Genomic DNA, 12,790 nt, shown 5'->3' on the forward strand with positions numbered 1-12,790 from the left:
AACTTTCCCTATTTTTTATCTGCATGATTAATCAAATAACATTCGTAACCCTTCATGGGCTAAGTGCAGTTCTTCTAACGCCACATCGCCACTTTTTGCGTTCAGAGATGGCCCACTGACTTTGGTAGGCAATGCCCGATCAAAGGCCCAAGTTGCAATGATAGGCGCATCTTTTGATGGGCTTTTACGATGTCCATATACCTTAATAATGCCGTCATAGCGGGTAACGGGAAGACTGCCACTGACCACCGATTGAATCCATTCCCACACATCCATAGCAAGCTTGTTATCAGCGTTATAAAACATGCCTCTTTTGAGTACTAAGTTTTGATACTTTGCGCGGCCTACCTGCTGAATAACCCCATCATTTCGTCCACCTTCTTGAATTTGCTGTACGTCCATTTGGATCTCTAAACCGCTGCATTCAGCAAAACCTCCGTCTCCCAACACATCCTTACCACTGGTATTGGGACTTGATGTGAGGTTGCTACCAGATTCAATATTCACTGCCTTGATTAAGCTAATTTCAAAATTGAAATTTGATAGTAAAAATCGGGATTCCATTATTTGCTCACCATTTTCAATGACCCATCGGCTTCACGACTAAACTGCAAAATGAGGTATTCCAAAGGTTCTGCTGGTGCCACGCCAATGTGTGCCACTAACCTGCCCGAATCGATAACTTGAGGACTATTTAAGGTTTCGTCACAGCGCACAAAATACGCCTGTTCTGGCGAGTTGCCTTTGAATGCGCCAGCAATAAATAGTTGTTTTAAAAAGCTCTGAAGTTTGAACTTCACGTCCAGCCATAACGCTGGCGTATTGGGTTCAAACACCACCCACTGCACCTGTTGCAACAAGACCCGGCGCAACATCACCATCAATCTCACCACACTTAACTGTCGCCATTGCCGTTGCTGGCTGACGGTTCTTGCACCACTGAGCCATATGCCATCTCGCTGCTGCACAAAAACGTTTATGCCCAATGGGTGCAACTGATCATGAAATTTGTCAGAAACCTTAATCTGTAACGAAAACACTGATTTAGCGAGACGATTGGCAGGGCCATGGGTTAAGCCGTGTTGCAATTCACTGGCAGCGATAACACCAGCGGCCACGGCTGAAGGGTTAATAATTTTAGGTGAGTTACCAATTTGACCATCGGGATTGTATTGATTAACTTTCAACCAAGGATGATAAGCGGCACAATATTCACTATTAAATTTAGACCGCCACTGGGTAATTTGTTGTGGGGTTAGTGTAGGAGGCACATCAAGTAACACCACAAACTCTTTCAATTGCTTGGCAAAAGACACTAAGCCTTGCTGCAAACTAATAATAAGGTCTCGATCTTCGGGCAATTGCGGATCGAGTCGTAACTTTAGCAATGAAGGTAAAGCAGTTTCAATCTCCAAAGTCGCCGTTTCCTGTTCAATGCAGGGCGCAAAATCAGCACCAGACAACGGTTCTGGTGGTTCATTATGCTGCACTTTTTCAAAGGGTTCGGGGGCATATAAATCCGGGACGACCATTAAAGAACAATCCGACAGGTTCGACACACAATGCACTCCACTACCAAAATGCTCATCTCCCAACACCCAACGGCTATCAAAAAAATCGGTATGAGTGATATCTTGATAACGGTCTTCACCACCACTAAATATGCTGGGATTAATCGCTAACTGGGTGGCACTGTTGAGGGTGTGTGTATTTTGGTTAAAGGGAGATAAGTCCTGGGGATAGAGTTCACTCAACAACCAATTAAGTTGTGGGTCTACTAAGTTCGACTCAGTTAACAACACCCTACCTAAAAAACGCGGGTGGCTTGGACTAAGGGCTAGGTTAGCAAACTCTTCTGATATGCCGGTAGCATTGTCGATAATGCTCAACTGGCCTTCAACCAATTCTATTTTTTTAGGTACAGCGGGTAAAGGCGCAGTACTAAAATCCAAAGTCCAATATTCAGATGCACTAAAACTATCCCCTTGCCGTTTAAATTGATTAATAAACCGGTATTCAGAAAATTGCTCGCTAGGCTTTGTAATATCGTCATTGACTAAGCGCAATAAACAGCCACTTTCAAGGCCTTGAGTACTGGCAAAACTAATTGTGTTGGCATCACTGTTGTCTGTTAAAAACTCAACCGGCGTTAACGAAATTCCTGCTCCAGCACTGAGTTGGTTTCCCCAAATGCCTTCATTTTTGGCATTTAAACCTATGCCAGCTCCCTGGGCACTGAGGTTTTCAATCATACACCTGGCCACTGCATCGAGATTAACCACAGCATCGTCATATTCATGGACAATTCGGCAGATGTAGGCTTCCTGACCACCTTGTTCAAAAAAGTTAGCTACGGCGTAGACCAATCTTCCTGGCGATTCGAAACCACCATAAAGCCGTCTAAACTGCTCCCAACTACTCACTTTTATCGCCACTGTTCTATCTCTTACAAACCAATTGTCGGCGATACTCTGCAAGTCTAATTGTTCACCAGTGGCTATATGATGACGCCGTGATGGTCCCTTAGGTGCTACTCCCACAAAAGCGCACACATCCATTTTGACCTGACCCAACGAACTTTGGGTTCGATCCACTATGGATATGATATTTGGTGCACCAAGTAACACGCCTAAGCCCATTGGCAATCTCCGTAAAACCTAAGGATTTAGCTGTATTTACAGCCTTCACAGACTAAACTAAGTTCTTCCATTGCCACTTCCCCACCGCCTTTTGCGGCCAAGGTTGGCCCTGTCCATTTTTTCGGTTGCGCGTTGCGCAATTCCCAACTGGCTACGGCATCTCTTGCTTCATCCAATAACGTAATCACAACTAAACGTGGTTCATGGGCACCCGCACTTACGTTAGTCAGCCACTCCCATAATGCAGTTGAACCAATTAATCCTCGTTTTAAGGTGATATCATCCACTTTGAAGGTATTGGCAATTTTGCGCACAGTATTCACTTTCTCGTTACCGTTACGGTACTCGGCGTAACTCACTTCAACCCCCAGCCCACTGACGTCTGAAAAGCCACCGACTAACTCGGATTCTTGTCCATCATTCAGTGATACTAAAAAATTAAAGGCGCTGTAGGGATCTTCTCTAAATGTCGCCATAACAAATGTCCTCTTGTAAATTTATTAGCTTGCATCAGCGGTATATTGACCAATCCGGAAAATCACGAACTCCGCGGGTTTAACCGGTGCGATACCAATTAAGCAAACCAGGCGACCATTATCTAAATCGTTCTGGGTCATAGTGGTTCGGTCACAGCGCACAAAAAATGCGTCTTCTGGTTTTGCACCAAGGAGCGCACCATCGCGCCATAAAACCAACAGAAAATCTTCCACCATGCGCCGAATATTGTCCCAAAGAATTCGATTATTAGGTTCAAACACCGCCCATTGGCTACTTTGGTCAATGGAATTTTCGATGAAAATAAATAAGCGACGCACATTCACGTACTTCCACTCGGGATCAGAGCTCATAGTGCGTGCGCCCCACACTCTAAATCCCCGTCCTTCGAAATAGCGAAGCGCGTTGATGCCTTCAGGATTAATCACTTCGTTGCGGGGTTTATTAATATTTAACTCAAAGCGGGTTAAACCACGGATCACTTCGTTGGCAGGTGCTTTGTGGACTCCGCGTTCAATATCATTACGGGCGTAAATACCGGTAATAAATCCGCTGGGTGGCAGGGCAATTTGTCGCGGCGGTGTGCCCTGTGAAAAGCGTTCGTTAGGATCAAAGATATTGATCCAGGGGTAATACAAAGCAGCATATTTACTATCAAATTGGGCACGAAAATCGCGTATATCATTTAATGAACTATTGATGGGACCATCAACCACGGCAATGCGATAACGTTCTCGTTCAGCATGGGATACTAAACTTTGGGCGGCCACCCGACTGAGTAAGGTTGAACCCATATCCCCTGAGTCAGGTAATGCCACTATGGCAATATCTTCAACTTCGGCTAAGGCCTCTAAACCAGTGGCCTTGAGACTGGCATCGTCGGGGTCAGCAGCGCTACCGGCTAAATTATCAGGAGTCACCATCACGCCGTCGTTGCCTCCGTCGAAGCGATATCCGTAAATATCCTCAGCGTCATCAGTACCCCGCAAATCAGCAGCTAACTGGGCCGCAGCAAGCTGATTTCCGGCAGTGGGTTGCCAGTTAAACCAAAATGGACAATCGGGATCTTCAGGGGTGTCGATATCAAAAATACGACCTAAATAGCGCTTTTGTGCGGGATCAGTAGCCAAGTCAGCATATTCACTAATTTGACTGCCAAGGGTAACTTGTATCCGTAATTGGATCAGTTGCACCACATCGGTGTCATTGAGGGCCGTAGAGCTGCCATCATCAGCGGATATAAAGGTCTGCACCCCATCAGAATCAATACTCACGACCCTGAGGTTATCGATATTCAGAGGTTGATTGCCAACCGGTGCTGGTAAATCGGCATCTGCGGTTACCTCAACCACAGCACCGTTTTGCACACCTCGCACTTGCACTGAATTTAAATCGGTATTTTCATAAGCAATATTTTTGCTTCGAGTCACCAAAACCTTTGCAAACATATTTCCCATTTCTCCGGGCCAGCGTGCTTGCAAAATCACATCGGGATTATCCGTAATGGGAACAGCTACCCGACCGATTCCCCAGGCATCTGCAGCGGTATCAAAGTCTGCTGAGTCAGCACCTGTATTGGCGGCAAAAACCCGGGATACATATAAACGCTTACCGCCGTTTTCAAAAAATGCTCTGGCACTATGGGCAAGATATGGCAATCGTGGCGAAGGCGCGCCACCGTCATCAATTTGAATCGTTTCTAACGCACCATAAACTCGTTCAAATTCGGTAAAGCTGGTGATCAGTCTTGGTTCACAACTTGTTGGTCCTTGTATTCCCTGCTCGCGATAACAAACCGGCCCCCATTTCGCCATTCCGGCAAATCCTGTGGTGCTGGTTGGTACACCTTCGATTGATTTTGATCGAAAGCTAACTTCCTCTACAAAGACGCCTGGGGCTAGATATTCTGGCATGGCTCTTGTGCTCCTTTACTATCGGTTATCCCGATGATTAATTCGTTTTTACAGCGTATTGACTCCCTAAAATGAACATCATTTGTCCTTTAAGGGGGATTAAAAACAATGTCGTTGACTTCATGACTCGACAACATCTGACTTAATTGAAATGGTATTGAAACTGAGCTTTGGGATGCCACATAGTCAGCGGGAATCACCTCTCCGGAACTAACGGGATCACTTGCTTGGGGCTCGCTAACAACTTCTATGGGGAGGTCCCAATAGGGATCGTGCATGCTGTTAGGTGTTTGTGGCATTGCCGTAGCACGGCCATATACCATGAGCTCGAACGCAACACTTTGATGTAAACTTTCATCAGGCACGGCATTGGGCGGGATCAGCATTAAAAATTCACCGCGGTCGTCTCCTCTAGCTCTGGCTAAAATTGTGTTTACGTCAGTGGGCGAACGTAATTCAATGATACTCCAACGTAGTGGCTCATCATTAAAGATGACTTTGCCTCGCAAACCGGTACACCTAGCATTTATCGGATAGGCAGCACCGGGGAAAATTACCGGTCGGCGCTGTCTTGACTGCAAATAGTCTGATGGTTGGGCCGCTTCTATGTCCAAAATTTGTTGGAGAGTCAACACCGAAATGGATAACCTGCGGGGCACATAACGACGGTAAGCATCAAAGATTCGTATTTGAATGGGAGTGCTTAAATCCCCTTGATAAGACAATGAAAAACGCCCAGATGGGTGTCTTAATAGCTTGGTATCTGAAGGGTGCTCCACTTCAATGTTAACCGCGAAGGGCAAGTCAGCTTGGGTCAGCCAATCGGTGGGTAAAATGCCAAGTAATAGCCGTTTATTCACGACAATACCGGAGTCAAATAACGAAACTGTCATGGCCGCACCACTTCACTAGTGAGAACTTGATCAGCAAGACCAACTTCCCGAAGAGGATCTTGGCGGCGCCCTTGCATCACTACCATTTTCGCCATATAAGGCACACACAATTTATAGTCTATGGGCAGGGAATCAAAAATTCGCATTAAGTCTTCGGTGGATAATTCCTCTAAACTCAATTGAATACTGTCGTTAGTCGCCCAATTGGTGACAGGATCCAGCATAGGACCAGTTAACAATGGATGGTCTTCCAAACATTGCATGGTTCTGCCGAGAATGCGGTATTCCTGATCCGCAGTTATTCCCCATGGGATCATCAAAAAATGGAATTCTAGGGGTAAATGGGCTCTACCTTTAGCAAGCGCTTTCCCCGCATAAGCCGCTCTGCTGGTACTATTAAAATCTACTCGGTATAAAAACAAGGCAAGGCAAGGCGGCGTAATAAGCGGATTATCTTCTAGATTTAAATCTTCGGTTCGAGCAAGCACAACGGTAGTATCAGTGGAACTCGATCCACCGGGTATGGGTTGCTGTTGATCAAAGCAGTGTGTTAAAAACCGAACCAAACTACTTCCGACCGCGGCTACAGATGCAAAGTCAGCCATTTTAGTACACTCGTAATCATTGACTCATCCATTTATCAATTTAGTTACTTTCAACCTGAGTGACTTATTTGACAATCATCTTGTAAACACCAAAACAACCATGATTGACACTACCCACTCAATTTTTGCCGATGGGGTTACGACCCAATTCAATGGGATTTGGCGAAATATCTGACTTTTCCGCTCCTTGAAACCATTGACACTTTGATACAAATAAATTGGTTATCCACTCTGTTTATCTAAGCATTTCAAATACCGAATTAAGAGTGGCTCACAGCGAGATAAAAACAGGAAGGTATACTAAGACGTCCTATATCTAAAACGGTGGAACACCGCTTTTCACTGAAACATTCCATCGCAACAATTGATCAAATTTTAGACAAATAAACACATATTGCAATGCTTGAAACGACATATTCGCTTATATTTTACACAATTTAAGTGTATCAAATTATCGACATATCTCGGCAAGCCTTGTCACTATTGAGCTGTATTTAGGAAGGGTCATTTTGAATTGGGAACAATTAAATTGAAAAAACTTTGGGATTAAATTTAAAAATTATTTAAATCATTAGAATCTGAAATATACGTCGTTTAATGGTAACGCCCAGCGTCACCATTAAACGACAAAACTGCCTTAACTTGAAGTATCAAGGATTAACGAAAACGTAAATTGTGTTTTGATAGTTCAGCGACCGAACTACACCCCATAAGTCGCATATCACGTTCAATTTCAGCTTTCATTAACCCTAGTGCTCGCTCTACACCTCCTTGTCCTGCTGCAGCAAGGGCATATAAATACAAACGTCCGACACCAACGGCTTTAGCGCCTAAAGACAGGGCTTTAAGTACATGAGTTCCCCTTTGCACGCCACTATCGAACATAACATCAATCTTATCGCCAACTGCATCAACAATCTCTGCTAAATGATCAAAGGAACTGCGCGAACCATCTAGCTGACGTCCACCATGATTTGAGATAACAATACCGGTACAGCCTATATCCACAGCCTTACGAGCATCTTCAACACTCATAATTCCTTTTAAACAAAACTGTCCATCCCAAAACTTGACCATTTCAGCGACATCATCCCAATTCATCGCAGGGTCGAGCATATTAGTAAAATAATCACCTATGGAACTAGCACCACCTCCCATATCCACATGTTCGTCTAACTGTGGTAACGCAAATTTTTCGTGGGTGACGTAATTTATCCCCCACATTGGTTTAGTGGCGAACTGCCATAATCCTGACAGGTTGAGCCTAAATGGAATTGAAAAACCGGTACGCAGATCTCTTTCACGATTGCCACCGGTAATCGAATCAACCGTTAGCATCATTACTTCGATTTTAGATGCCTTGGCCCGTTCCATCATGGCTCTATTAAGGCCTCGATCTTTATGAAAATAAAATTGGTAAACCTGAGGTGTATCATATTGTTTAGCAATTTCTTCCATACTCACAGTTCCCAAGGAAGAAACACCAAACATAGTGCCAAACTTTGCAGCCGAGGCTGCAACCGCTCGTTCACCTTGGTGATGAAAGAGTCGCTGCAATGCTGTAGGAGAACAATAAATAGGTAGTTCTAATCTTTGACCCATCACCTCAACACTTAAATCAATGTCTTTTACCCCCGTTAACACCTTAGGCACTAAATCACATTGATTGAACGCTTCTGAATTGCGTCTTAGGGTCACTTCATCATCAGCGCCTCCGTCAATATAATTGAATATTGGCCCGGGTAATCGCTTTTTGGCGAGAGTTCGAAAATCATGAAAGTTATGGCAATGTTTTAGTCGCATACTGGGATCCCGATGGGTTTTATTGGATTAGTTATATCAGAGAATAATTTGTAGGGTTCAACAAAAAACCTAACAATCAATAATAAACGATTGTTACGGTACTTACACCAGCCCATAAGAGACGTTTTCTCGCCTTCATATTATGAAAATTCATTTGAAAACTTTCAGTAAACGTAACTTCCTTCAGCATCGCTGTTTTGCCTTCAAGTTTTGCCATAAGTCCAACTGCATCAAAATAATCTAACCAGTATTAAGTGGAGTAAAGTCATTAAAGTTTGCATATCAAATCGCCATTTTATACTAAAAAGCACCCTATCATTTTTAATTAAATGATTTAAAACAGTGAAACTTTGCACCAATAAAACTCATTTAACTTGAGGGTGAAAATATAAACAATTGATAATAAACAATTTATTTTATGGCTTATATTTTGCTTTGATTAAAATGTAACTCAACGAAGAGTCTACGGTCACAATATTCGAACAAAGGCGTTCAACTTCCTATGCACTGTATAGGAATTTGAACGTTTTTTTTTGCCCGTAGAAAACGCAAGCCAGATGCATTGGCATGAGAGACAACAAACAAATTTGAACACTAATTTTACGAGGGTACTTATGGCTTATTTACTTCCAGCAGAATTCGTCACCAAAATGGTCGATGCAGGCGAATCAAAAATATTTATGTCAACTCGCGATACACTTATTCGCGGCTATATGGCTGGCGCAATACTCGCTCTAGCAGCGGTATTTGCAATAACTATAGCGGTTCAAACAGGCATGTTTCTACTAGGTGCGATTTTATTCCCAGTGGGTTTTTGTATGCTGTATTTAATGGGCTTTGATTTGCTCACTGGCGTGTTTGTTCTTTGTCCACTAGCTTGGCTCGATAAACGTCCAGGTGTAACCATAAAAGGGATATTACGTAACTGGGGACTGGTATTTTTAGGTAACTTTGGTGGCGCGTTAACAGTCGCCTTTATGATGGCCTTTATTTTTACCTACGGTTTTAATGTTGACCCTGGGGCTATCGGTAAAAAAGTAGCGTCCATTGGTGAAGCTCGAACGCTAGGGTATGCCGAGTATGGTACAGCTGGCTGGTTCACTATCTTTATCCGCGGCATGTTATGTAACTGGATGGTATCTTTGGGTGTAGTTGGAGCAATGATTTCAACGCATGTGAGTGGTAAAGTGATTGCCATGTGGATGCCTATATTTTTGTTCTTTTTTATGGGTTTTGAACATTCAGTAGTTAACATGTTTTTGTTTCCGTTTAGCCTTATCTTAGGTGGTGAATTTTCAGTTGTTGATTACTTTATCTGGAACGAAATCCCCACAGCATTAGGTAACCTTGTTGGTGGCTTGGCTTTCACTGGGTTAACGCTTTACACAACTCATGTTCGCACTGGCTCTAAACGAAAAGTAGCTAAAGTTTCTCCTGAAACTATTGCTTCTGGCACTGTCGCGCCAAATGCAGCTAACTAAACTAGTTAACGGCCAGTACTCAAGTGCTGGCCGCAAAACTATCAATCAAGATTTTTATGGTCTTGCTTCACCTACTCAGGTGCAAGCCCAATTAAATGGCTACGCTGCGGCTGTGGCAGATGGTATTAGTAGTAGTGAGGTAAGCCATATTGCTAGCCAAGCTGCGGTTAACAGTTTTATTCACGATTATTATTCAACCTCTGATGCATGGTCAGTAGAAACATCTGCAAAACGAGTTATCACCTCCATCAATGCCTGGTTATTTGCTCACAGTAAACAAAGTGAACACAAATACGATCCAGATAAAGGGTATGTTTGTACCTTTGCTGCTGTTATTGTTAAGGGCAATATCGCCCATCTATTTCATGTGGGTGACTCACGAATTTACCTCTGCCGTCATAACAGTATTCAACAATTGACCAACGACCATCAACAAATCGCTGCTGAGGGAGTAAGTTATCTCAGTCGCGCTTTGGGCATGCAGGATTCAGTTGAAATTGATCATCAACAGTTTACGTTATGTGAAGGAGACACTCTGCTGCTTAGTACCGATGGTTTCCATAACTTTATTGACCCTTCTGTTTTATTAACGCATTTAAACCATCAAACTCAGGTAAACGACGCGCTAGCAGAGAATTTAGTTCAGCAAGCTATAGAAAATGGCAGTGATGATAATATCACGGTGCAAATAATACAGGTTCAATCACTCAGTTCAGAATGTACCAGTCCAGTGAGTAACCTAGTAGATAGTTTGCCCTTGCCTCCCCCATTGCAACCGGGTTTTCACATTGATGGTTTTAAGGTGATTCGTCAGTTACATTATTCTGCCCGCAGTCATGTATACCTCGTTAATGATGTAGAAACAGAAAAGCCTGTTGTTTTGAAAACACCATCCGTAGATTTACAGGATGACAATGGCTACTTAGAGCGATTCTGTTTAGAAGAGTGGATATCTCGTCGAATTAATAATGTTCACGTTCTAAAAGCCCCAAAAACTGAACGTCCAAAAAACTATCTGTACACCTTATCTGAATATGTCGACGGTCAATCACTGCAGCAATGGTTAACTGATAATCCAAATCCAGGCTTAGAAACTGTTAGAGACATCATTGAACAAGTGGCTCGTGGTTTACAAGCTTTCCACCGACTGGAGATGCTGCATCAAGATATACGTCCCGAGAACATTATGATTGACCTCAATGGGACGGTTAAAATTATCGATTTTGGTTCTACAATGGTAGCTGGTATAGAAGAGCTAGGTTGTGAACAACTAACATTGGCACTTCCTGGAACAGCGTTGTATATGGCCCCTGAGTATTTTTTAGGGGAAATGGGAACGCAGCGTTCCGATTTGTTTTCGTTAGCCGTATTAACCTATTACATGTTAAGTGGCCGTTACCCTTACGAAACTCACGTTGCTAAAACCCGTACTTTTGCCCAACAGCGAAAGCTAAATTATCAATCGGTTTTAGATGCCCATCGACACATTCCAACATGGGTAGATGCGTGTTTACGCACAGCATTGCAAGTAGATCCGTACAAACGCTACGACGCCCTATCTGAATTTATCCACGATTTACGTCACCCAAATCCACAATTTTTACAACAAAGCAAAGCGCCACTAATAGAACGCAGTCCTTTGCTTTTTTGGAAGTGGCTCAGTGCACTGCTGGTGTTACTTAACTTTTATTTACTTTATCTTTTAAATCATTGAGGACCTAACTATGAAAAGTCGCGAAGAAGTTACTACTGCTATATTAGTAAGCAAAGTTAAAAATGGTATTTCTTGGCAACAAGTCGCAGATCTGATTGGTAAATCTAAAGAGTGGACCACTGCAGGTTGTTTAGGGCAAATGACTTTCACTGCAGAACAAGCGCAAAAAATTGGCGAGTTATTTGACCTAGATGAGAATGCCATTGCTTGGTTGCAAGTAGTGCCATACAAAGGCTCGTTGCCAGAAAGTGTTCCTACAGATCCTTTGATCTACCGTTTTTATGAGCTAGTTAATGTATACGGCACCACGATTAAATCACTAATCCATGAGGAATTCGGTGACGGTATTATGAGTGCCATTGATTTTTCCATGGATATTCAACGGGAAAACAATCCTGCAGGAGATAGAGTCAATATTGTCCTATCAGGAAAGTTCTTACCTTATAAATCCTATTAGCGCTTAGCTTGAAGGATTAAGCTAACTTGCGAGGTTTGATGCTAATTGTTTGGCATCAAACACTTTATTCGGGTTTGCTGGTGTCCCATTCCCCATTTTAATAACCAAGGTCGCATTGATTTTGTCCGCCACTTGCTCTGATACCACGGTTCCGCCCTGGTAAGTAGAAGCTGTGGAAATGGTACAACCTAGAACCCCACAGCTTGATGTTGTGGTTGGATTGGTTGAAACATCGGGGATGACTCTATTCACTTCTTTGGTTTCAACATCCGTATCACTTTGAATAATTTCGAACCAACTAAACCCTTTAGATAATGTGAGGTTAGCCGCGTGAAGTAATGCGTAGTCTTTTGCTGTAACGCTGTCGGTTTTAGCATTACCGCTAAAAATAATTTGATACTGGTCGTCACTCAGTTTTTTGTTGCTGTAGCCTAGTTCACCATAACCTTCTGCTGCGACAAATGTTGTCGGTTGAATGCTTGCACACCCCACCCAAATCAAACTGGACAACATAATTAACAGTGGCGTTTTTAAAATTAATTTTAGTGGGCTTGTATTAATATTCATAAGCAATCCTTAACGGTGTTTATACAACTTCACCTTGTGTTAATTTAGACACAAGATATGAAACTTGTTTATGTTAAGTATGCTGTTTCCAATTTACGTGCCACCTTTACATTCACCTATGCGCCTTCTAAACCCCATGTTTATCAACGATTAAGAAACAGGGCGAATCGGTAAATGAGTGATTTTTACATTTCCACCGGTAAATTATGCTCGATGTATAAAT

Annotated in this window: 11 protein-coding genes; 3 read left to right on the forward strand and 8 right to left on the reverse strand. The window is 42.9% G+C overall.

Annotated features, from left to right (window positions below; translation table 11 throughout):
* Positions 1 to 27: 27 nt before the first annotated feature.
* From ABJV04_RS02615 to ABJV04_RS02645, 7 genes are all read right to left on the reverse strand, one after another.
* The gene (locus ABJV04_RS02615; protein ID WP_348489602.1) at positions 28 to 564 is read right to left on the reverse strand and encodes a phage tail protein; all 537 of its coding nucleotides are present in this window, start codon (positions 562 to 564) and stop codon (positions 28 to 30) included.
* Positions 564 to 2,639 carry a phage tail sheath C-terminal domain-containing protein gene (locus ABJV04_RS02620; protein ID WP_348489603.1) on the reverse strand — a complete coding sequence of 692 codons (2,076 nt, stop codon included), beginning with the start codon at positions 2,637 to 2,639 and terminating at the stop codon, positions 564 to 566. The genes ABJV04_RS02615 and ABJV04_RS02620 overlap by 1 nt, the downstream gene beginning before the upstream one ends.
* Positions 2,640 to 2,665: 26 nt before the next feature.
* A complete protein-coding gene (locus tag ABJV04_RS02625; protein WP_348489605.1) occupies positions 2,666 to 3,115 on the reverse strand; it encodes a phage tail protein in 450 nt (149 codons plus the stop codon).
* 24 nt (positions 3,116 to 3,139) lie between these two features.
* Positions 3,140 to 5,047, reverse strand: coding sequence for a phage tail sheath subtilisin-like domain-containing protein (locus tag ABJV04_RS02630; protein ID WP_348489606.1), 1,908 nt, complete (start codon positions 5,045 to 5,047; stop codon positions 3,140 to 3,142).
* An 89-nt stretch (positions 5,048 to 5,136) separates the two neighbouring features.
* Complete coding sequence (locus ABJV04_RS02635) at positions 5,137 to 5,940, reverse strand: hypothetical protein (protein WP_348489608.1); 804 nt, start codon at positions 5,938 to 5,940, stop codon at positions 5,137 to 5,139.
* Complete coding sequence (locus tag ABJV04_RS02640; protein ID WP_348489610.1) at positions 5,937 to 6,545, reverse strand: DUF4255 domain-containing protein; 609 nt, start codon at positions 6,543 to 6,545, stop codon at positions 5,937 to 5,939. The genes ABJV04_RS02635 and ABJV04_RS02640 overlap by 4 nt, the downstream gene beginning before the upstream one ends.
* Before the next feature lie 657 nt (positions 6,546 to 7,202).
* A complete protein-coding gene (locus tag ABJV04_RS02645; RefSeq protein ID WP_348489611.1) occupies positions 7,203 to 8,348 on the reverse strand; it encodes an alpha-hydroxy acid oxidase in 1,146 nt (381 codons plus the stop codon).
* Between the two features lie 614 nt (positions 8,349 to 8,962).
* On the opposite strand from ABJV04_RS02645, the gene ABJV04_RS02650 reads away from it, so the two are divergent.
* From ABJV04_RS02650 to cynS, 3 genes are read left to right on the forward strand one after another with little or no spacing between them, the layout of a single operon-like run.
* A complete protein-coding gene (locus tag ABJV04_RS02650) occupies positions 8,963 to 9,829 on the forward strand; it encodes a formate/nitrite transporter family protein (RefSeq protein WP_348489613.1) in 867 nt (288 codons plus the stop codon).
* Positions 9,816 to 11,543 carry a protein kinase gene (locus ABJV04_RS02655; protein ID WP_348489614.1) on the forward strand — a complete coding sequence of 576 codons (1,728 nt, stop codon included), beginning with the start codon at positions 9,816 to 9,818 and terminating at the stop codon, positions 11,541 to 11,543. Before ABJV04_RS02650 ends, ABJV04_RS02655 begins: the two co-directional genes overlap by 14 nt.
* A 10-nt stretch (positions 11,544 to 11,553) precedes the next feature.
* A complete protein-coding gene (cynS, locus tag ABJV04_RS02660) occupies positions 11,554 to 12,000 on the forward strand; it encodes a cyanase (RefSeq protein ID WP_348489616.1) in 447 nt (148 codons plus the stop codon).
* A 21-nt stretch (positions 12,001 to 12,021) separates the two neighbouring features.
* Here cynS and ABJV04_RS02665 read toward each other — a convergent pair whose 3' ends face one another.
* The gene (locus tag ABJV04_RS02665; protein WP_348489618.1) at positions 12,022 to 12,567 is read right to left on the reverse strand and encodes a hypothetical protein; all 546 of its coding nucleotides are present in this window, start codon (positions 12,565 to 12,567) and stop codon (positions 12,022 to 12,024) included.
* Between the last annotated feature and the right edge of the window lie 223 nt (positions 12,568 to 12,790).

The sequence above is a fragment of the Aliiglaciecola sp. genome (assembly GCF_039982535.1).
Lineage (GTDB): Bacteria > Pseudomonadota > Gammaproteobacteria > Enterobacterales > Alteromonadaceae > Aliiglaciecola.

Excerpts from the sequence above, each read along its gene's own strand:
- ABJV04_RS02650 (WP_348489613.1), top strand. The coding sequence starts at position 8,963 with ATGGCTTATTTACTTCCAGCAGAATTCGTCACCAAAATGGTCGATGCA.
- ABJV04_RS02640 (WP_348489610.1), bottom strand. The coding sequence starts at position 6,545 with ATGGCTGACTTTGCATCTGTAGCCGCGGTCGGAAGTAGTTTGGTTCGG.
- ABJV04_RS02665 (WP_348489618.1), bottom strand. The coding sequence starts at position 12,567 with ATGAATATTAATACAAGCCCACTAAAATTAATTTTAAAAACGCCACTG.
- ABJV04_RS02625 (WP_348489605.1), bottom strand. The coding sequence starts at position 3,115 with ATGGCGACATTTAGAGAAGATCCCTACAGCGCCTTTAATTTTTTAGTA.
- ABJV04_RS02655 (WP_348489614.1), top strand. The coding sequence starts at position 9,816 with ATGCAGCTAACTAAACTAGTTAACGGCCAGTACTCAAGTGCTGGCCGC.
- ABJV04_RS02620 (WP_348489603.1), bottom strand. The coding sequence starts at position 2,639 with ATGGGCTTAGGCGTGTTACTTGGTGCACCAAATATCATATCCATAGTG.
- cynS (WP_348489616.1), top strand. The coding sequence starts at position 11,554 with ATGAAAAGTCGCGAAGAAGTTACTACTGCTATATTAGTAAGCAAAGTT.
- ABJV04_RS02635 (WP_348489608.1), bottom strand. The coding sequence starts at position 5,940 with ATGACAGTTTCGTTATTTGACTCCGGTATTGTCGTGAATAAACGGCTA.
- ABJV04_RS02630 (WP_348489606.1), bottom strand. The coding sequence starts at position 5,047 with ATGCCAGAATATCTAGCCCCAGGCGTCTTTGTAGAGGAAGTTAGCTTT.
- ABJV04_RS02645 (WP_348489611.1), bottom strand. The coding sequence starts at position 8,348 with ATGCGACTAAAACATTGCCATAACTTTCATGATTTTCGAACTCTCGCC.
- ABJV04_RS02615 (WP_348489602.1), bottom strand. The coding sequence starts at position 564 with ATGGAATCCCGATTTTTACTATCAAATTTCAATTTTGAAATTAGCTTA.